The organism is Aromatoleum aromaticum EbN1, assembly GCF_000025965.1.
GTDB lineage: Bacteria > Pseudomonadota > Gammaproteobacteria > Burkholderiales > Rhodocyclaceae > Aromatoleum > Aromatoleum aromaticum.
The window spans coordinates 11,804-32,305 of sequence record NC_006513.1 but is presented as its reverse complement, the minus strand read 5'-3'; the positions used below and the strand labels follow the sequence as shown (position 1 = coordinate 32,305).

Sequence of the window (20,502 nt, the reverse complement as noted above, 5' to 3'; positions counted from 1 at the left end):
GAAGCCTTCTGCCAGCTTCCTGACGTGGTGACGTACTATGCCGGGGAGAGAGGGGCTTGGCCTGCCGTTCGACTTTCGCGACCTTCCCCACACGCTGCGCAGAAATCGCGCATGCACCAATGCAACCCGCACAGGAGCGGATCCCCGCGCATGAGAACTCCGAGCAGAATCGAACCGCTGGTGGCCGATGGTCTCGTCGACCACGTCATTCGCCAGCTCATGAGCGGCAAGGAAGCCATGGTCTATGTCGTCCAGTGTGGTGACGAAGTGCGCTGTGCCAAAGTCTATAAGGAGGCCAACAAGCGCGGTTTCCACAAGGCGGTCGACTACACCGAAGGGCGCAAGATCAAGAACAGCCGCCAGGCGCGTGCCATGGCCAAGGGCTCGCGCTACGGGCGGCAGGAACAGGAGGCCGCGTGGCAGCACGCCGAGGTCGATGCGCTGCGCGTCCTCGCGGCAGCAGGCGTGCGTGTGCCGATGCCTTACGACTTCCACGAGGGCGTGTTGCTGATGGAACTGGTGACCGATGAAGACGGCGAACCGGCTCCGCGCCTCAACGATGTAGTACTAAGCGAGGACGATGCGCGGCAGTATCACGCCGATCTCGTGCGACAGGTCGTCCGCATGCTTTGCGCCGGGATCGTCCACGGCGATCTCTCCGAGTACAACGTGCTCGTCGATCGTGCCGGCCCGGTGATCATCGATCTGCCGCAGGCCGTCGACGCCGCGGCCAACAACAACGCCCGCGCCATGCTCGAGCGCGACGTGGACAACCTCGCCGCGTACTTCGGCCAGTTCGCGCCGGAGCTGCAGGAAACCGCCTACGGCAAGGAGATCTGGTCGCTGTACGAATCCGGGAAGCTGCGGCCCGAGAGCGCACTCACCGGCGTCTTCCAGTGCGAAGACGGGCTCGCCGACCTCGACGAAGTCATGCAGGTCATCGAGGCGGCGCGCAAGGAGGAGGCGGTGCGCCAAGCGGGCCGAACTGCTGCCGAGACTCCCGCGATCTGAATCCCGGCGCGCCCAGCGCCAGCGCCCATTCCTACGGTGACTGCGGTGCGAACGCCGACACGTCGCCGGGTTTGCGCAACATCTTGTCGACTTCCGCATGGTGCAATTCCTCGACCCCGATCATCCGCCGCGCAAATTCCTCGAGCGCGACCGAGCGGTTGGTGACGAGCGCGAGGAGATCGCGGTACAGCTGCAGCGCGGCGCGCTCGGCTTCGAGGGACTCGCGCAGGATCGCCCCGATGTCGTGCTTGTGCGAGTCGAGCAACGGGCCGATCGTGAGCGACGGGTAGGCGCCAAGCGTCGTCACCCATTCGCCGACCTGGCGCGCATGCATCAGCGACTCGTCGGCCTGCTCGCGCAGCCACGAGACAATCGGGATGCGGCCGAAGCCGAACACGAGGAAGGAGTAATGTGTGTAGCGCACCACGCCGGCCAGCTCGGATTCGAGGATGCGGTTCAGCACCGCGACGACCGGGTCCTTGTCGAATTCCCCCATGACGCCCTCCGTTGTGACATTTCGCGCGAGATGCGCCCGCGCGTCGATTCACTCTAGACCACGACCCGCTGCGCCGCCGGCGCAGGGAGTGCAACCTCGGAGGCGCGTGGTCCGGGTCGGCATCCCTTATTCGTGATTCGCGTCGTAGAGCGAGGGAGTCACTCCGGCGTCGGCCAAAAACTCGCGCAACTGCTTGATCGATTGTTTGCTGAACTCGTTGCTGTGATGGGGGTGGTGGAGGAAGAATTCGTGACGGTTTAACTCGACGCGGAAGCGTCCGCCGTGGCCTGCCTCGATGACGGCGCCAAGGTGGTTGAGCAAGGACTCCACCTCGCGCCACTGAATATTGCTTTTGGGCGGTTCGTGAAAGATCGATTCCAAGACAGCCCGGTGTTTGTGACTCATGATCCGGCTTCCTATCGATGGGGCATCACGCTCGGTCGGCTGGCCATGCCAGTACGCAAGGGCAAGTATGGCGAAGGCTTGCCTTGTCGAACGTCCCGCCGTCTCGCGAAGCCATGCGGCACGAATGAAGGAATCCTGGCCTTGGCCGGTCTGCCAAGCAATTTGCGATCGGTTTGACCCTCGATTCGCGCTCGCTCTTTTTCATTCGGTCATGCCGCCCGAGTCACCGGCGCAAGCGTTGCAGCAAGGTGACGGCGCCCAGCACGACGGCGCCCGCGATCACACCGATTCCGGCTCCTGCCGCCGTATTCAGCAAGCCGCTCAACAGCCCGCCGAAGGCCGCCGAAAATTCTTCCACGGCATGAGCGAGCGTGGGCCAGCCGTGCATCAGGATACCGCCGCCGACCATGAACATCGCCGCGGTGCCCAGGACCGAGAGGGTCTTCATGAGCCAGGGTGCTGTGCGCAGCAGCCCGGCGCCCATGCTGCGACGCAGCGGAGACGTGCTGCGCTGCAGGTGTAGCCCGAGGTCGTCGAGCTTGACGATGCCTGCCACCAGACCGTACACGCCTGCCGTCATCAGCAGCGAGATGCCGACCAGTACACTCACCCGCTGCATCAGGGAAGCGGCCGCCACCGTTCCCAGTGTGATGACCACGATCTCGGCCGAAAGGATGAAATCGGTGCGCACCGCCCCCTTGATCTTTTCCTTTTCCAGCGCAACCAGATCCACGCTCGGGTCCGTCAGCGCCCGCAAGGTTTTCCGGTGTTCCGCTTCGTCGGCGGGCGCGTGCAGGAACTTGTGGGCCAGCTTTTCGAAGCCCTCGAAACACAGGAATGCACCGCCGATCATGAGCAAGGGGGCGATGAGCCAGGGGGCGAGCCCGCTGATCAACAGCGCGGCGGGGACGAGGATCACCTTGTTCAACAACGAACCTTTTGCCACCGCCCAGACGACCGGCAACTCGCGGTCGGGCTGTACGCCCGTGACCTGTTGTGCATTGAGGGCCAAGTCGTCGCCCAGCACTCCGGCGGTCTTCTTGGCTGCCACTTTGGTCATCGTGGCGACATCGTCCAGGATGCTCGCAATGTCGTCGATCAGCGCGAGCAAGGTGGTTCCGGCCATGGCGAGGGTTCCGTGACGGGCAGAAAAGAGGGGATGGAGGGTTGTAGCAGATTTGGACGAGGGAACGCACGGATTTCGACAAACTCAGTGCCGACGCGAGTCACTTTCGACAAATTCCGGCCCGGGAATGCGACGTCCTGGTAGACGGCTGGAGCTTGTAGGCGGAACATTGATGCCCACGAGCGTCGGACAATAAAGGCAAGCCGAGGGGAACGCCAACCGCAACCGCTTCCTTCGGCCGTTGTCCGAACGACGCCAGGATTGGCAGCGAGCGCCTGGAACACTTTCCACTTGCGAGTGTCCCCTAACGCTGGCATGGCCCGGTTTACGAGGCCGGGCGGCAGATTAGACTTTCGTGGAGCATGGCACTTGCCCTCCGCCACGACAATACATGGAGTTCAGAATGAATTTCCCGATACCGGTACCTTCGGCAGCGACACTGCCCATGATGGATCCGTTCGGTTTCGCACGGTCCGCTTTCGACTACTGGCGGGATGCAGTCGAGCGCAGCGTGCTGTTCATGGACGTGATGCGCCATCGTGGCAACCAGTACCTCGAGCACATCGAGAAAACCAAACCCAGCGTACTGGGCTTCGAGACTGAAGTGCTGATGGACGGCCGTGAATTGCCGCGGCCGGTGAACTATGAGCTGATGCGGGTCCTGCCTCCGGCCGGCATCGAGATCGACCCGCAGAGGCGGCCTTTCGTCGTCGTCGACCCGCGTGCGGGGCACGGCCCCGGCATCGGCGGCTTCAAGCCCGACAGCGAGATCGGTGTCGCGCTGCGTGCCGGACACCCGTGCTACTTCGTCGGTTTTCTGCCCTATCCCGAACCGGGCCAGACCGTGGAAGACGTGGTCGAGGCGGAGGTCGCGTTCCTGCGCTGCGTTATCGAACGTCATCCGACAACCGCGGAAAAGCCGATGGTCGTGGGCAATTGCCAAGCCGGCTGGCAGATCATGATGGCCGCGGCGCTGGAACCGGATCTGTTCGGCCCGATCCTTATCGCCGGTTCGCCGCTTTCGTATTGGGCGGGTGAGCGTGGCAAGGCGCCCCTGCGCTATACCGGCGGCCTGTCCGGCGGCAGCTGGATGACGGCGCTGTTGAGCGATCTGGGCAACGGGCTGTTCGACGGCGCCTGGTTGGTGCAGAACTTCGAAAACCTCAACCCGGCCAACACATGGTGGACCAAGCAGTACCGGGTGTTCGCCAACGTGGATACCGAGGCTGTGCGTTACCTGGAGTTCGAGCGCTGGTGGGGCGGCCATGTAGTGCTCGGTGGCCAGGAGATCCAGTACATCGTCGATAACCTGTTCATCGGCAACCGTCTTTCGACCGCCCAGCTGATGACCTCCGACGGGCGGCGCATCGACTTGCGCAACGTGCGTTCGCCGGTCGTGGTGTTCTGCTCGCGGGGCGACGACATCACCCCGCCGCCTCAGGCCCTGGGCTGGGTGCGCGATCTCTATGAAGGGGTTGACGGCATCATTGCCAACGAGCAGACGATTGTTTACTGCGTACACGACAGCACGGGTCACCTGGGGATCTTCGTCTCGGGCAGCGTCTCGCGCAAGGAGCACACCGAATTCACCGCCAACATGGACTACATCGACGTGCTGCCGCCGGGGCTCTACGAGACGTCGATCTCGCGCGCCGATGAGCGTGCCGATGCCGGGTTGATCGAGCGCGAGTACCTGCTGGAGTTCACGCCGCGCACGGTCGCGGAACTCGACCGGGAGATCGGGCATCAGCCCGACGATGAAGCGCGTTTTGCCACGGTCGCCCGCATCTCCGAGATCAACCTGGGTCTCTATCGCCTGTTCTTGCAGCCTTGGGTGCGCGCGCTGGCGACCCCCTCGTCGGCCAAGTGGATGCGGCGCATGCATCCGAACCGTCTCGGCTACCGACTGCTTTCCGACCGCAATCCGCTCACCTTGTCGCTGCCGGCGCTCGCCGAGAAGGTACGGGCCGACCGCCATCCGGTCGGCGAGGATAACGTCTTCCGCAGGGCCGAGACGCTGGTTTCCGAGCAGATCGCCCGCGGTCTCGACACGTGGAGCGACTTGCGGGACAAGGCCAGCGAGCAGCTTTTCATGAGTATCTACGGCCAGCCGCTGCTGCAGGTTCTCGTCGGTCTGCGCGCCGACGGGCAGCCGCACCGCCGGCGTCCCGGCACCGAACTGGAGCATCGTCGCTTCATCCAGCGCCGTCAGGCCGAGCTTCACGATCGAATTGCAGCGGGCGGCAGTCACGAGGCCAAGATGCGTTCGATCATCTACGTACTGGGCGGAGCCCCTGCCACCGATGAGCGTAATTTCAAGCGGATGCGTGCGTCGCGTGCGGAACTCGAGCCGAGCCTCAAGCTGGCCGACTTCAAGAACCTGTTGCGCGAGCAGTTCTTCATCCTCAAGCACGACCGCGAGGCGGCGCTGGAGGCGATTCCGACCTTGCTCAAAGGACAGAGCGCTGCCCAGATCGATACCCACCTGAATCAGATCGAGCACGTACTGGCTGCCAGCGGCGAGCTCAGCGCGCATGCTGCGGATCGCTTCAAACGCATCAAGTCGCTGTTCCACCGTGCCCGCCCGAACGCCACGGCGGTGGCATTGACGTCCCCGGGCGCGGCCCCGCAATCGCCGTCGGCCGCCATGAACGAGCCTGCTTCGCCTGCACCGATCGCCAAGGCAGCGGAGCCACGACAAACGGTTACGAGCGGTCTACCTGTGTCCGAGTCGCAGGGCGCACAGGCTAGCGACACTGGCCGCATGCCAGACGGCGACAAGCCCGCCGCTGCTCCGGGACGACGCGCACCGCGCAAACCACGCAACGCCTGACCGCGTTCGCGGTCGCACCACGTCCCCTGCGTCCGCCGGCCACTGACCGGCCGGACGGCGAGGGGGAGCGCAGCCGCACGGCCTCGTGCGGCTGCGTCGTTTCAATGCCAACGTCATTCAATGCGGCGCCATGCGGCTGGCGATGGACGACAGCGGATGCTAAGAATAAACGAGACATTCCCGAAGGATGCGGACCATGACGTACCTGGTACCAATCGTCATCGCTGCGGCACTGTTCCTTGCCGGATGTGAGAAGAAAGAAGAGGCGCCTCCCGATGTCCCCGCCCAACCGTCTGCGCAGCAGGAAAACGCCCCGCCGCCCGCGACCCCGACTCCCCCGCTTCCCGAGCCGGATCGGCCGAAAGAGCCTACTCCACCCACGCCGCTCCCGGGGCAGGCGAACGACCATTCGAATCCGGCTTTCCAGGAGGGCGGCAAGAAGGATCCGGCGAACTGATCGCCTTACCCCGGATGCCCGGGATGCCGAGCGCCCCGAACTCGCCCAGGCGAAAGCGTTTCTGGCCTCGCGATGAACAAGGAGTCGAAGATGACACGCAATACCGTAATGACGGGAGTGTTCGCCAGTCCGGGCGAGGCGGAGCAGGCAAAGTCGCGCCTTCTGCAAGCCGGCATGGCGGAAAACTGCATTGCCATCAGCACGGATCTCACCGCTGACGGCGTCGCCGCCGAATTTCCCGGTCAGACGTATTCGAATCAGCCGGGGCAGGGGCCGGGCGAGGAATTGCCGGATGTTGCGGACATGGCGCATACCGGAGCGTGCGTGCTGAGAGTGGAAATCGCGTCGAACACCGACCGCAGGGCGATGGAACTCATCCTGCGGCAGTCCGGTGCCCGCATCGTCCCGTCCGAACATTAACCGTCTGTTTCCATTTTCCATCGTGCCAGTGCTCTCCGTTAGAATCGGGACCTCCTGATTTTCATATCGGGGTTCAGCCCTGTGCCGCGCCCCGGATTCTGCACATGCCCCTCTCATCCCAGGCCAAGGCACTGCTGGACATGGTCTACCGTGTCGGCGCCCCGCGTTTTCACGAGCTGTCCGTCGATCAGGCGCGCCATTCATTCCGGAAGCTGCAATGGGCATTCGGTCTGCCGTCTCCGGCCGTTGCGGCGACGGTCGAAGTGGCGATGACCCGTGTGGACGGGAGCACATTGAACGCACGCCTGTACCGGCCGCTGGAAAGCTCGCGGGACGACGAGCTCCCGCTGCTGATCTACTTTCACGGCGGCGGCTGGTGCGTCGGTGACCTTGAAAGCTATGACGTTCTTTGTCGGCAGTTGGCAAACGGCTCGGGCTGCGCGGTGTTGTCGATCGACTATCGACTTGCGCCCGAAAATCCCTTTCCGGCAGCAGTCGAGGATGCTATTTTTTCTATCGAGTGGGCGGCAGAGCAGGCGCAACGGCTTGGCATAGACCGCGGGTGTATCGCATTGGGGGGGGACAGTGCGGGCGGAAACCTTTCGATTGTCGGCGCGCTGCTGGCGCATGAGCGGGCGAGTGTTGCCATCCGGTTCATGTTCCTGGTGTATCCGAGTACCGAGATCGCCAGCGACCGCCCGTCGCGCCAACTTTTCGGCCAGGGGTATCTCCTCGACGGGGAGAGCCTGGAATGGTTTTACGGTCACTACCTTCCGGCCGGCAATGACGAGGATTGGCGTGCGTCACCGATGCGCGCGCCGTCGTTGGCCGGATTGCCGCCGATTCTTCTCGTCACGGCAGAGTGCGATCCTCTTGCCGACGATTGCATGGCCTTTGCAGAGCGGGTACGAGCGGAGGGGGGGGAGATCGAGCATGTCGCAGTGGACGGCGTCGTCCACGGGTTCATCACGCTCGGACAGTTTTTTCCGGAAGCCACGCATGCCGTGGATCGGATCACCGCTGGCCTGCGCCGGGCAGTCCGGCCCTGACGGTCGATTCGTCGAGTGCAACGCCTGAGCCTGGAGGCCGGATGAAGCGGTGGTGGGGAGCGGATGGGAGGAACTGCTGCGTTGCCGCAATCCGAATTACACAGAGAGCAACGCCCATCGCGATCCCATAGTGTGGGTTAAACGTCGCCCCTATGCAGATATGATGTACAGGGCGTTCCGCAGGGACTATCGTGTGGACGAGCCGGGAGTGGGTGAATCGCAGTAGGTACGTGTCTCGACCCGGAAACGAAGGAGATCCTTTCGGGACCAGGTGATTCCAATTGCTCGCGTAATCCAGGATGTGCCGATGCTAAAAATCTTCAGTCACTATTTTCCGTCCCACGTCCTGCAACAGGTCGTCTTCGACGCCCTCGTGCTTTTCATGGCGGTGATATTCGCGGTGGCGGTACAGGTGCGCGGCGGGGCGGTGGACTGGCGCGTCATCGTGCCTTCGGCGCTGCTTTTCGCGATCGCGATGATCCTGCTGAACAGCGCGATGGGACTGTACCGGCCGGCCGAAGGCGAGTGGTCGACGCGCACCGCGATAGGCCGCGTGCTGATCTCGATTGTCGTGAGTATCCCGGTGGCGTTCGGGGTGTTCCTCGTGCTTCCGTGGAACTATTTCGCCTCCGAGGCAATGCAGATTTCGGTAATGCTGTTGCTGGGTCTGGTCCTCCTGATGCGGGCGGTGATCAACCGCCACTGGGCGACTTCGATGTTCGCCCCGCGCGTGCTGATCATCGGTACGGGCGCGGACGCGGTGACGGTGGAGCGATCGCTGGGCAGCCCGAGGCGCAGCGGCATGGAGGTAGTCGGCTTCTATGCGGTGGAAGGGGAGGATTCGGTCGACGTCGACCGGGGGCGTGTACTCGACTGCAAGGACCTTCTTCAGACTGTCCGGCAGCTTCGGGTGAACGAGGTGATCGTCGCCGTGCGGGAACGCCGCGGAGGTGTCCTTCCGATTCGTGAATTACTTGACTGCAAGGTGTGGGGCGTCCGGGTGCTGGATCTGTCGTCCTTCTTCGAACGCGTGCAGGGACAGGTCCGCATCGATTCGCTGAAGGCCAGCTGGCTGATCTATGGCGACGGTTTCAGACAAGGCCTCGCGCGCGCGTTCGTCAAGCGCTGCTTCGATCTGGCTGCATCGTCGATCCTGTTGCTGGCCGCCCTGCCGGTGATGGCGGTCACCGCGCTGCTGATCGCGCTGGAGGATGGTGCGCCGATTTTCTATCGGCAGGAGAGGGTCGGGCTGGGCGGGCGGGTGTTTCGTGTCATCAAGTTTCGCAGCATGCGGCGCGACGCCGAAAAGGACGGCAAGCCGCGTTGGGCGGTATCCGGGGACGACAGGGTGACTCGGGTCGGGAGGGTGATCCGCAAGCTGCGCATCGACGAGCTCCCGCAGATTTTCAACGTCCTGAAAGGTGAAATGAGTCTCGTCGGACCCCGCCCGGAGCGCCCGTTCTTCGTCGATCAACTGGCTCAGGAGATCCCCTTCTATGCCGTTCGCCACTGCGTCAAGCCGGGGGTCACAGGCTGGGCGCAGGTCCGATACCAGTATGGCGCTTCGGTGGACGATGCCGTTCAGAAGCTGCAATACGATTTGTATTACGTGAAGAACCACACCATCGTGCTCGATACCCTCGTACTGTTCGAAACGGTCAGGGTCGTCCTGACCGGAGAGGGTGCACACTGACTGGATATCGGCTGGCGACTTTCGCAGACCCAGCGGAGGGCCAGAATCCGTGTCCTGTTCAGTTGACGAGACGACTTGCTCTTGGGGGGGGCTGATGGGTGTTGAGCTGTCCGACGTCGCGGTATGGGGCTACGGCGGAGCCGCGGCAGCTTACCTTCTTTTCGGTCTGTATCTTCTGCTTGCATGGCGCGGCGGCATTGCGGGCGGTTTTCTGCTTCTTGCCGTGGGCAGCAGCACGTCATGGGCCCTTGCGGGCACTTTTCTCGTCCTTTATCCGAGCGCGTGGCTGGCGGTAGTGGCCGCGGCGCTGGATGTCTTCCGCAGCGCTTGTTGGTTTGCCTTCCTGCTTGTGCTGCTGCGCCCGTTGGGGGGAAACCGGCTGCGGTGGCCGGCAGGGTTCGCTGTGCTCGTGGTCTCCGCCGAGTTCATCGCGATAGCGCTTTCCGGTCTCGATCTGCCCGTCGATCTCAAACCGGCAAACCTGATGCTCGCCGCCTTTCTGGTGGCTGCGGTGTTCGGCCTGGTGCTCGTCGAGCAGCTTTTCCGTGCGATACCGGCGGAATCGCGCTGGGGACTGAAACCATTGTGCCTCGGCCTGGCCGCAGGCTATGTATTCGAACTGTACCTGTTCGCCGACGGATACCTGTTCGGCCGCCTCGATCCCGATGTGTGGGGAGTGCGGGGCATCGCCCATGCTCTGGTGATTCCCCTGATCGCGGTTTCAGCGGCGCGTACGCCGTCGTGGACGCTGCGGATCTCGGTATCGCGGGAAATGGCGTTTCATTCCACTGCGCTGGCGGTGTCGGGCCTGTACCTGCTGGTGATCGCCGCAGCCGGATACTACGTTCGCTATTTTGGCGGGAACTGGGGCCGGGCCCTGCAACTGACCCTGCTCTTCGCCGGGCTCCTGCTGCTGCTGGTTTTCCTCTTCTCGGGGTCGCAGCGGGCCCGCCTTAGAGTGTTCATCAACAAGCACCTGTTCCCCTACCGCTACGATTACCGCAACGAATGGTTGCGCTTCACTCAGGCGCTTTCGTCCGCCGGCGGCACCCTGGACCTCGGGCAATCGGTCATAAAGGCACTTTCGGATCTGGTCGAGAGTTCCGGCGGAACGCTCTGGCTGAAGGACGCGAGCGATCGCTTCTCTGTCAACGCGCGCCTCAATCAAGGGGCTTCGGACGCTTTCGAGGACGAGGGCAGCGCTCTATGCCGTTTTCTCGACGAGCGTGAATGGATCCTCAATCTCGAGGAGTTCCGCTCCCGTCCCGCTCATTACGACGGTCTGGTGTTGCCGCTGTGGCTGTCCGCGATACCCGATGCGTGGCTCGTCGTGCCGCTCAAGTCGCCGGGCGCGCTGGTCGGCTTCGTGGTGCTCAATTCACCTCGCACCGCGTTCGAGGTCGACTGGGAAGTGCTCGACCTGCTCAAGACGGCACAGCGCCAGGCCGCGAGCTATCTCGCACGCATGCAGGTGACCGAAGCCTTGCTGGAGTCGCGCAAGTTCGACTCCTTCAACCGCATGTCCGCGTTCGTCGTTCACGACCTGAAGAATCTCGTCGCCCAACTGTCGCTGATGCTGCGCAACGCCGAGCGTCACAAGCACAATCCGGCGTTCCAGGCAGACATGCTCGACACGGTCGCGCATGTCGAATCGCGCATGCGCGCGCTGATGGCGCAATTGCAGGAAAAACGTTCGATCGATCCGCACAGGCGGGTCGATCTTTGTGCGTTGGCCGATCGTATCCAGGCGACCAAGCGTCACCAGCAGCCGACGGTGGAGGTGTTCGCGGACCGCGATCACCGACTCGAAGTCCAGGCGCATCCCGAACGGCTCGAGCGCGTGATCGGGCATCTCGTGCAGAACGCCCTCGATGCGACGCAGGACGATGGCAAGGTGACAATAAGGGTCGATATGCCGGATCCGTCCTCGGCCCGTGTCGCGGTCGAGGATAGCGGCTGCGGGATGACGTCCGAGTTCATGAAAGAGCGCCTGTTCAAGCCATTTCACACAAGTAAATCCACGGGAATGGGTATTGGGGTCTACGAGACCCAGCAGTACATTCACGAACTGGGAGGCCGCATTCATTTTGACAGTGAAGCGGGGCGCGGTACCTGCGTGACCGTGGTATTGCCCGTTTCTGCCCGGGCCGATCCGGATTTGCCAGCAACACGGGAAAGGGTACGCGAAAATCATGAATGACAAGCGGCGTACGCTGCTGATCGTCGAGGACGATCCGGCACTTCAGAAACAGATGCGCTGGGCTTTCGACGCTTTCGAAACAGTTGTCGCGAGCGATCGGGAAAGCGCGATCACGCAATTGAGACGTCATGAGCCGGCGGTCGTGACGATGGATCTCGGGCTGCCCCCCACGCCCGATGACGGCGTCGAGGGATTTCGCCTGCTGGGCGAGATGCTCGCGCTGGCCCCCGATACCAAAGTCATCGTCCTGACCGGGCAGCATGACCGCGAAAACGCGGTGAAGGCGGTCGCGATGGGGGCCTACGATTTCTTCGGCAAGCCTTTTGAACCTGAGTTGCTCGGCCTGACGATCGACCGTGCTTTTCGCCTGCACGACCTGCAAATGGAAAACCTGCGTCTGGTGGCGCTCCAGGGAAGCGGCTTGGCCGCCGTCCTGACGCGGGATTCGGCGATGCTCAAGGTCTGCCGCACCGTCGAGAAAGTGGCGCCGGCGAACGTGACGGTCGCGCTCCTCGGAGAAAGCGGCACTGGCAAGGAAATCCTGGCGCGCGGCTTGCACGCGATGTCGACGCGCGCCAAGGAGCGCTTTGTCGCGATCAACTGTGCCGCCATCCCGGAGACGCTGCTCGAAAGCGAACTGTTCGGCTACGAGAAAGGGGCTTTTACCGGGGCCGTGAAACAGACGCAGGGCAAGATCGAAGCTGCGCACAAGGGGACTTTTTTCCTCGACGAAATTGGCGATCTGCCGATGGCGCTGCAGGCGAAGCTGCTGCGTTTCCTGCAGGAGCGGGTCATCGAGAGGATCGGCGGCAGGGAAGAGATCGCGGTCGATGTACGGATCGTGTGCGCGACGCACCGCGACCTGAAGGCGCAGATCAGCGCCGGGCTGTTCCGCGAGGACCTCTATTACCGCCTTGCCGAAATCGTCATCGAAATCCCGCCACTGCGCGACCGGGACGGCGACGCGGTGCTTCTCGCGCATGCGTTCGTGCAGCGCTTCGCGCAGGCCAATGGACGGGGAACGATGCACCTGGGCGACGACGCGGTGGCGGCAATCGAATCGCATCGCTGGCCGGGCAACGTGCGGGAACTGGAGAACTGCCTCAAGCGCGCCGTCATCATGACCGAGGGAAGCCGCATCACGGCCGACGATCTCGGTCTGGACAGCGTCGACCCCGATCTGCAGCACCTCAACTTGCGACAGGTGCGCGACGAGGCGGAACGGCGGGCCGTCGTGCGGGTGCTGGCGCGCACCAACGGCAATATTGCCCGCGCGGCCGAGATCCTCGGCGTGAGCCGTCCGTCGCTTTACGACCTCATGAACCGTTTCGCTTTGAAGAAGGAGAACTGACCGTGTCCAATCGGAAGGCTTCAGGCGCAACTGTTCGCCGAATTGTTACCGTCGCCCTAAGCGCTGCGCTGTTGACGGCCTGCAGTGATGACCCGGAAACCATGCTCCGCTCCGCGAAGGATTATCTCGCCAAGAACGACCCCAATGCGGCGGGGATTCAATTGAAGAATGCGCTCCAGAAAGATGGCAATCTGATAGAAGCGCGTTTTCTTCTGGGCCGCGTAAACCTCGAACAGGGCAACATTGCGGGCGCAGTGAAGGACTTGCGCCGGGCTGCGGAACGCGGCTATCCGGACGCACAGGTCAGCCCACTGCTGGCGCGAGCCCTTCTGCTGTCCGGCGAGTTCGACCAGGTGCTGAAGGAGTTCGAGGGCAAAACGCTCGACGATCGTGCCGGACAGGCCGTGCTGCTCGGCGCGGTGGGTGGTGCGCATTTCGCCAAGGGGGACCTCGAAAAGGCCCGGGCGGCGTATGAGGCCGCGGCGGTGGCCGATCCATCCAGCGGGTCCGCACGGGCAGGCCTGGCGCAGGTAAAGTTGTCCGCCGGAGAACTCGACGGAGCGCTCGCCGACGCCGATGCCGCCATTGCGGCAGACCCGGGCGCCGCCGATGCTCATGCCGTTCGAGCTGATGTGTTGCTGATGAGGAAGGACATTCCCGGCGCAGCGGCCGCCCTTGAGGAGGCGATCAAGGCTCGGCCGAAGGCGGTGAACTACCACTTCGCGCTGGTATCGATGCTGCTGCGGGAAAACCGCGTAGACGAAGCGATGCCGCATCTGGAGGCGATGAAGAAGAGTGCGCCGCAGCATCCCTCGACGCGCTACCTCCAGGCGTTGGTCGATCTGCGGAACAACAGAATTGAGGAGGCGCGCGACAACGTCACCGAGGCGGTGCGGCTGGCTCCGGATTATCTGCCCGCGCGCCTACTCGCCGGAGCCATCCACATCCGCCTGAATCAACACGTCCTGGCCCAGGAACACTTGGGGGTAGTTCTGGCCCGGGCTCCGAAACAGCCGCTAGCGCGTCGAATGCTTGCGATGTCGCTAATGGCGTCCGGAGATCAGGGTCGCGCGCTGACGACCCTGCAACCGCTGCTGGATGCATCGTCCGTAGATAGCGCGACGATGGGCCTGGCCGGGCGGATCCACGTGGCCAATGGCGATCTTGACCGTGCAGCGGAGTATTTTGCCAAGGTGGCGGCGGTAGAGCCGGAGAATGCAATGGCGCGGACGCGCCTCGGGGTGTCGAAGTTGCTGGGCGGGGACGCCAGCGAGGCTTTTGCCGATCTCGAAGCGGCGTCGGATCTCGAGTCCGACACGGGGCATGCTGATGTGATCATGATTCTTGCGTACCTTCGCAGCGGCGAGCTCGACAAGGCGATGGCTGCGCAGCGGCAACTCGAAGCCAAGCAGCCGAATAACCCGCAGACGCATGTGCTCAAGGGAGGAATTCTGCTCGCCCGAAAGGATGCTGCAGGGGCTCGCCTGGCTTTCGAAAAAGCCCTCGAACTGAATCCTGATTCCGTGGCCGCGGCGGCAAATCTCGCGCGGATGGATATTGGGGAGAAACGCCCCGATGACGCCCGCAAGCGCTTCGAAAAGATCGTCGCAACCAATCCGAAAAACGTCGAAGCGCACTTGTTGCTTGCCGATCTGTTGGCCCGCACCGAGGCAAAACCGGCAGAAGTAGTATCGATGCTCAAACGTGCGGCCGGTGCGAATCCGGCTGCGCTTGCGCCGAAACTTGCACTGGTGCGCTATTACCTTGGCAGCAAAGACCCGAAAAAAGCGCTCTTGATCGCGCAGGAAGCCGCCGCCGGCCACGCCGATCAGCCCCAGGCAATCAGTATGCTGGCGCGGGCCCAGCTGGCAGCGGGCGATCAACAACAGGCGGTCTCCTCACTAAACAAGTTGTCTGAGCTGGTGTCGCAATCTCCTCCATCGCTGGCCGAAGTAGCGGATATGCAACGGTTTGCGAAGGACCGTGCAGGGGCCGAGCGGTCGCTGCGCCGGGCGCTCGAGCATAAGCCGGACATGTTCGAAGCCCAGCAGCGCCTTGCTTCGCTGCTGGCCGAAGACAAGCGGACGGATGAGGCTCTGAAAATTTCGGCAACAGTTCAGAAGCAGCGTCCGAAGGCGGCGGCCGGCCCGCTTCTTGAAGGTCAGATCCACGCCGCCAGTGCCAACTGGGAGCCGGCCGTGCAGGCATATCGCAAGGCACTCGAGCTTGAGGCTTTGGCTCAAACTGCTGCCAAGTTGCATGCCGCACAAGTGTTGGCCGGCAAGGCACCGGATGCGGCGAAGACGGCTGCCGACTGGCTCCGTACCCACCCGAAGGACGTGGTATTGCGCAGCTATCTTGCCGGGCGGGCACTTGCAGAGCGGCGGCTTGACGAGGCCGAAAAGCTATTTCACAAGGTGGATGAGTTAAGTCCGGACAATGCTCAGGTGCTGAACAACCTGGCATGGATCGCCGGGCAGCGTAAGGATCCGGAGGCGCTCGCGCTGGCCGAGCGGGCGCTGAAACTGGCGCCCAATAACCCGGCGATTCTTGACACGCTGGGTACGCTTCAGGTGGAGCGCGGCCAACGCGACGAGGGCCTCGAAAATCTTCGCAAGGCTGTTGGACTGTCTCCGGGGGCCGGGGTGCTCCGGCTGAATCTCGCGAAGGCCTACCTCAAAGCCGATCGCAAGGACGACGCTCGCAAGGAACTCGACAATCTGCTCGGGCAGGCGCCTGCGGGAAGTCCGTTGCATGCCGAAGCGACCAAACTGAAGCAAGGGTTGTAAGGTCTCGAGCATTCAGGCACCGGCGTATCGGAAACCTTTAGGGACTCGCATTCATGACCATCATCGCCGTGATCGGCCTCGGCTACGTCGGGCTTCCCCTTGCTGTCGAGTTCGGCAAGAAATTCAAGACCATCGGCTTCGACCTCTCGGCCGACAAGGTCGCCGCTTACCGCGACTTCGTCGATCCGACCGGGGAAGTGTCGTCGGACGATCTTCGCGCCGCGATTCATCTCGGTTGTCATTCCGATCCGGCCCACATTCGCGAGGCGGACTTCATCGTTGTGGCCGTGCCGACGCCGGTCGATATTGCTCATAAGCCGGATTTCACCCCATTGATCCACTCGTCGGAAACGGTGGGCCGCAATCTCAAGCGCGGCGCGGTAGTGGTGTTCGAATCCACGGTGTATCCGGGAGCGACAGAAGAAGTCTGCATTCCGATCATCGAACGGGAATCGGGGCTGAAGTGGAAGCAGGATTTCTTTGTCGGTTATTCACCTGAGCGCATCAATCCGGGCGACAAGGAGCGCACGGTGACGAAAATCGTCAAGGTGGTTTCAGGCGATACGCCGCAGACGCTGCAGAAGGTCAAGGAAGTCTATGGGGCGATCATAAGCGCCGGAGTTTATCCCGCCAGTTCCATCAAGGTCGCCGAGGCGGCGAAAGTCATCGAGAATACACAACGCGATCTCAATATCGCGCTGATGAACGAACTGGCGGTGATTTTCCACAAGATCGGAATCGATACCACCGAAGTGCTGCAGGCGGCCGGGACGAAGTGGAACTTCCTGCCGTTCAGGCCCGGCCTCGTCGGCGGCCACTGCATCGGAGTCGACCCGTATTATCTGACGCACAAGGCGGAAATGCTCGGTCATCATCCGCAGGTCATTCTCGCCGGGCGGCGCATCAACGACGGCATGGGGAAATATGTCGCCGAACAAACCGTCAAACAGATGATCCAGGCGGGGCACTCGATCAGGGGCTGCGATGTCATCGTGCTGGGGCTCACATTCAAGGAAAATTGCCCGGACCTGCGCAACAGCAAGGTCATCGACGTGATCCGCGAGCTCGAGAGCTTCGGTTGCACCGTGCATGTCCATGACCCTGTCGCCGCGCCGGCCGAGGCAGCCCGCGAATACGGCATGCGTCTGGAGCCGTGGGAAGCGCTGCCGAAGGCCGCGGCAATGGTGGCGGCCGTTTCCCATGCGCCCTATCTCGATATGCAGCTGGATGAGTTCGCAGGCAAGCTGCTGCCGGGAGGCGTTTTTTCCGATGTGAAATCGTCCTATGACGCCGATGCATTGGCCAAGGCGGGTGTAACGGTTTGGCGACTCTAGGAGCATCTGCTAGAACACCTGTATCGGCAGCCGGGCCAATGCCATTGGGGGGGATGATGAAACGCTACAAACTCCGCCATGATCGCTGTCGTGCAGCGCTGCTTTTCGTCCTTGCGGCCGGCACTGTGGCGCCGTCCGCGTATGCCGGCGAGCGCAAGGAGCAGGGTGTCCCCGACGCGAAGCTCGCAGCGCATGCACGCTATCTCGTCCAGCAGGGTGTCGCCCACGAACACGGCGAAGGCGTACCGCGCAATCCCGCCCGCGCAGTCGCGCATTATTGCGAGGCAGCGCGCCTCGGCGATGCCGAAGCGATGTACGCCCTCGGCTGGATGTATGCCAACGGACGGGGGACGCGGCGTAACGATGCATATGCCGGAACGCTGTTCGCGATGGCGGCCGCGCGCGGGGACGTGCAGGCACGACGGATGCTGCGCTTCACCGGCGGTCACAGCGGGCAGGTTCCCCCTTGCCTCAACGCCGCGCCGGCGGTCGCGCTCGACGATCATGAATGGAATCCGGAGACCCACATCCGCTCGCTGTCAGCCGAACGGCAGCGCATTGCGCGCATGATCATCGAGCTCGCCCCCACCTATCAGATCAGCCCCCGGTTCGCGCTGGCGATCGCGGTGGCCGAGTCGCGGCTCGATGCGGGAGCCGTCTCGCCGAAGAATGCAATGGGCGTCATGCAGCTGATCCCGGACACGGCGGCACGCTTCAATGTCCGCGATCCGTTCGATCCGCGCGAAAACATCAAGGGGGGTCTTGCCTATTTGCGTTGGCTGCTCGCGTATTTTCGCGGCGATATCGCACTCGCAGCCGCCGGCTACAATGCGGGCGAGGGCGCAGTCGACCGATACCGGGGCGTGCCGCCTTACCCTGAAACTCGCGCCTATGTGAGCCGTATATTGAACTTCGTCGCCCGCCGAGACCATCCGTTCGACAGCCGCATCGCACGGCCCAGTGCAAAAATGCCGGCAGCGCAGGCGGCAAGTGAGGGAGCAAGCGATACATGAATTTCAGCGCGGCGAACCGTACGCTTCGGCGCAGGCTCGTTGTCGCCGCAACCACGGCCGCTGCAATGCTGGTTCCGCTTCCGGCGGTGGCAGATCTGGTCGATACCGTGTCGCGCATCAAGCCTTCGGTGGTTGCGGTGGGGACTTTCCAGCGCACCCGGGCTCCCGCCTTCAAGTTCCTCGGCACGGGTTTCGCAGTCGGCGATGGAATGATGATCGCGACCAATGCGCACGTCGTCCCCGATGCGCTGGCCGATGATCAGATGGAAACGCTCGCGGTGGCAGTTCCCGGCGAGGGGCAGGCGACGATCCGCAAGGTCAGCAAGCTTGCGATCGACAAGAACCACGATCTGGCAGTGTTGCGGCTCGAAGGCGGACCGCCGCTGCCTTCCCTGTCCGTCGACGTGTCTTCGGACCGCGTCCGCGAAGGTCAGAGCATCGCCCTGACCGGTTTTCCGATCGGCAGCGTCCTGGGACTGTCACCCGTGACGCACTGTGGCATCGTCGCCGCGATCACCCCGATCGGTATTCCGCAGCTACGTGCGCAGCATCTCAATCAGGCGCTGATCCGCCGCTTGTCGAAAGACCCCTTCCGCATTTATCAGCTCGATGCGACGACTTACCCCGGAAACAGCGGAAGCCCGGTATTCGATTCGGAGACGGGGCGGTTGGTCGGGGTGATCAACATGGTGTTCGTCAAGTCCACCAAGGAAAACATTCTGAGCGACCCGTCGGGCATCAGCTATGCGATTCCCGTCGAGTATCTGAAGGCGCTGCTGAAAGGGCTGGAATGACGGGGCAACCCGCTCCCGACGGTGCCCGAGGTTGCGAAGTGGTCTCCTCGGCGAGAATCGAACTCACATCTAGCGCTTAGGAGGCGCTCGTTCTATCCATTGAACTACGAGGAGTGCGGTAAATAGGAATGACGTCGAACTTCCAGCAAATCCGCGTCTTTCCTAGTGAATCCCGGCTTTCGTTCGCCTCCTTAACTTCACGCTGCTACACTCTGAACCACGCAATTGCACACTTGAGTGCACGCGATTTGCTACAGAGATTGCTACAGCGGGGAAGTATGGCGAGCATCATCAAGGTCGGGACTCGCTGGCGGGCGCAGGTGCGCCGTGCCGGGGCGAAGTCTAGCAGCAAAACGTTTGCGACCAAAGCGGCTGCCGAGGCCTGGGCGCGCAAGGTCGAAGGGCAGATCGACACGGGCGAGTACCAGGCCGCGAGCGGGATAACGGTGGCGCAGGTGATCGCGGCGTACCGCGACTTGCGGGAGCGGTCGGGGCGCCCGGTGGCCGATACGGCGAATGAACACTACCAGCTGCGGACGCTTTCCGACCGCCTGGGCACGCGCCGCGCCGAGCAGATGGAAGTGGCGCACCTGGTCGAGTTCTGTCAGGCGCGCCGGAGCGAGGGCGCCGGCCCGTACACGATCAATATGGATGTCAGCAAGCTCGGCACCGTCTTGCGGCACACGGCGGCGGTGCTGAACTTCCGCGCCCCCGACGTCGTCGGCATGGCGCGTCCGGTGCTGCACCACCTGGGGCTGATCGGTGGGGGCGGCCGGCGGGAGCGGCGGCCGACGGCGGATGAGCTCGCGGGGATCTTCGAGTACTGCGCGGAGCGGGCCGCCGTGTCGCCGGTGTTCGCGGCGCTGCCGGACATCATCCGGCTGGCGATTCAGGTCGGGCTGCGGCGCGGAGAGATCTTCCGCCTGGCGTGGGCGGATCTGGACGCGGCGAAGCGGTTGATCCTGGTGCGTGACCGCAAGGACCCTCGAAAAAAGGAGGGCAACGACCAGTGGGTGCCGCTAGTGGGCGACGCGCTGGCGATCATCCAGCGCCAGCCGCGGGACGATGCCCGGGTTTTTCCGCATCATCCGCAGACGGTCTCGAAGTACTTCCTCGAGGCGTGCCGTGCCAAGGCGATTCCGGATCTGCATTTTCACGACATGCGCCATGAGGCGGCCAGCGCGTTGATCGAGGCGGGCTGGAGTCCGCACGAGGCGCGGGTCGTCACGGGGCACAAGCGCTCCGAGCACCTCGACCGGTACGTGAACCTCGACCCCTCGGCGCTGGCATTGAAGCCCACTACGCGGCCTGCGACAGAGAGCGGAGCTGGTCGAGGTACGCGGCGACGTCCTGCGCGTGGTAAAGGGGCGTCTTCCCGCGACGGATAACGGGGATGCCGAGCGTCTGCGCGCCGGTCTGGTTGCGCACGGTGCCGGGTTCGAGGTGCAGGACGGAACCCAGCTGCTCGGTGGTCAGCAGGGGGCCGTATTTTTCGAGCAGGTAGGCGTGGGTCAGTAGGCTCATGGTGATC

General features: G+C 63.2%; 17 protein-coding genes and 1 tRNA gene. 13 read left to right on the top strand and 5 right to left on the bottom strand.

Annotated features, from left to right (window positions below):
• Positions 1-150 precede the first annotated feature (150 nt).
• Positions 151-1,011, top strand: coding sequence for a PA4780 family RIO1-like protein kinase (locus EBN1_RS00200; RefSeq protein WP_011235897.1), 861 nt, complete (start codon positions 151-153; stop codon positions 1,009-1,011).
• 31 nt (positions 1,012-1,042) lie between these two features.
• Here the strand turns inward: EBN1_RS00200 and EBN1_RS00195 are convergent, their stop codons facing one another.
• The 3 genes from EBN1_RS00195 to EBN1_RS00185 form a co-directional block, all read right to left on the bottom strand.
• Complete coding sequence (locus EBN1_RS00195; protein WP_011235896.1) at positions 1,043-1,507, bottom strand: ferritin-like domain-containing protein; 465 nt, start codon at positions 1,505-1,507, stop codon at positions 1,043-1,045.
• A gap of 126 nt (positions 1,508-1,633) precedes the next feature.
• Positions 1,634-1,912, bottom strand: a complete 279-nt coding sequence (locus EBN1_RS00190; RefSeq protein ID WP_011235893.1) for a type II toxin-antitoxin system HicA family toxin — start codon at positions 1,910-1,912, stop codon at positions 1,634-1,636.
• A gap of 223 nt (positions 1,913-2,135) precedes the next feature.
• Positions 2,136-3,038, bottom strand: a complete 903-nt coding sequence (locus tag EBN1_RS00185) for a DUF808 domain-containing protein (protein WP_011235891.1) — start codon at positions 3,036-3,038, stop codon at positions 2,136-2,138.
• Between the two features lie 403 nt (positions 3,039-3,441).
• On the opposite strand from EBN1_RS00185, the gene EBN1_RS00180 reads away from it, so the two are divergent.
• From EBN1_RS00180 to EBN1_RS00130, 11 genes are all read left to right on the top strand, one after another.
• Positions 3,442-5,871 carry a DUF3141 domain-containing protein gene (locus EBN1_RS00180; protein ID WP_011235890.1) on the top strand — a complete coding sequence of 810 codons (2,430 nt, stop codon included), beginning with the start codon at positions 3,442-3,444 and terminating at the stop codon, positions 5,869-5,871.
• A 196-nt stretch (positions 5,872-6,067) separates the two neighbouring features.
• The gene (locus EBN1_RS00175; protein ID WP_049780125.1) at positions 6,068-6,328 is read left to right on the top strand and encodes a hypothetical protein; all 261 of its coding nucleotides are present in this window, start codon (positions 6,068-6,070) and stop codon (positions 6,326-6,328) included.
• Positions 6,329-6,418: 90 nt separating this feature from the next.
• The gene (locus tag EBN1_RS00170; RefSeq protein WP_011235887.1) at positions 6,419-6,748 is read left to right on the top strand and encodes a hypothetical protein; all 330 of its coding nucleotides are present in this window, start codon (positions 6,419-6,421) and stop codon (positions 6,746-6,748) included.
• A gap of 104 nt (positions 6,749-6,852) precedes the next feature.
• On the top strand, positions 6,853-7,797 hold the full coding sequence (locus EBN1_RS00165; RefSeq protein WP_011235886.1) for an alpha/beta hydrolase: 945 nt from the start codon (positions 6,853-6,855) through the stop codon (positions 7,795-7,797).
• A gap of 307 nt (positions 7,798-8,104) precedes the next feature.
• A complete protein-coding gene (locus tag EBN1_RS00160; protein WP_011235884.1) occupies positions 8,105-9,490 on the top strand; it encodes a TIGR03013 family XrtA/PEP-CTERM system glycosyltransferase in 1,386 nt (461 codons plus the stop codon).
• Between the two features lie 94 nt (positions 9,491-9,584).
• Positions 9,585-11,690: an XrtA/PEP-CTERM system histidine kinase PrsK gene (gene prsK, locus EBN1_RS00155; RefSeq protein WP_241762885.1), complete on the top strand. Its 2,106-nt coding sequence runs from the start codon at positions 9,585-9,587 to the stop codon at positions 11,688-11,690.
• A complete protein-coding gene (gene prsR, locus EBN1_RS00150; protein ID WP_011235882.1) occupies positions 11,683-13,041 on the top strand; it encodes a PEP-CTERM-box response regulator transcription factor in 1,359 nt (452 codons plus the stop codon). The genes prsK and prsR overlap by 8 nt, the downstream gene beginning before the upstream one ends.
• A gap of 2 nt (positions 13,042-13,043) precedes the next feature.
• Complete coding sequence (gene prsT / locus EBN1_RS00145; RefSeq protein ID WP_011235881.1) at positions 13,044-15,830, top strand: XrtA/PEP-CTERM system TPR-repeat protein PrsT; 2,787 nt, start codon at positions 13,044-13,046, stop codon at positions 15,828-15,830.
• A gap of 53 nt (positions 15,831-15,883) precedes the next feature.
• Positions 15,884-17,164 (top strand): nucleotide sugar dehydrogenase, encoded by a 1,281-nt coding sequence (locus tag EBN1_RS00140; protein WP_011235880.1) that lies wholly within the window; start codon positions 15,884-15,886, stop codon positions 17,162-17,164.
• Positions 17,165-17,220: 56 nt separating this feature from the next.
• Positions 17,221-18,177: a transglycosylase SLT domain-containing protein gene (locus EBN1_RS00135; protein WP_011235879.1), complete on the top strand. Its 957-nt coding sequence runs from the start codon at positions 17,221-17,223 to the stop codon at positions 18,175-18,177.
• Positions 18,174-18,971: a S1 family peptidase gene (locus tag EBN1_RS00130; RefSeq protein ID WP_011235878.1), complete on the top strand. Its 798-nt coding sequence runs from the start codon at positions 18,174-18,176 to the stop codon at positions 18,969-18,971. Before EBN1_RS00135 ends, EBN1_RS00130 begins: the two co-directional genes overlap by 4 nt.
• Positions 18,972-19,010: 39 nt before the next feature.
• Here EBN1_RS00130 and EBN1_RS00125 read toward each other — a convergent pair.
• A tRNA-Arg gene (locus EBN1_RS00125) sits at positions 19,011-19,085 on the bottom strand.
• Positions 19,086-19,249: 164 nt separating this feature from the next.
• Here EBN1_RS00125 and EBN1_RS00120 point away from each other — a divergent pair.
• Positions 19,250-20,359: a site-specific integrase gene (locus EBN1_RS00120; RefSeq protein ID WP_157866540.1), complete on the top strand. Its 1,110-nt coding sequence runs from the start codon at positions 19,250-19,252 to the stop codon at positions 20,357-20,359.
• Here the strand turns inward: EBN1_RS00120 and EBN1_RS00115 are convergent.
• On the bottom strand, positions 20,271-20,495 hold the full coding sequence (locus EBN1_RS00115) for a hypothetical protein (protein WP_083782910.1): 225 nt from the start codon (positions 20,493-20,495) through the stop codon (positions 20,271-20,273). The genes EBN1_RS00120 and EBN1_RS00115 overlap by 89 nt on opposite strands.
• Positions 20,496-20,502: the final 7 nt, after the last annotated feature.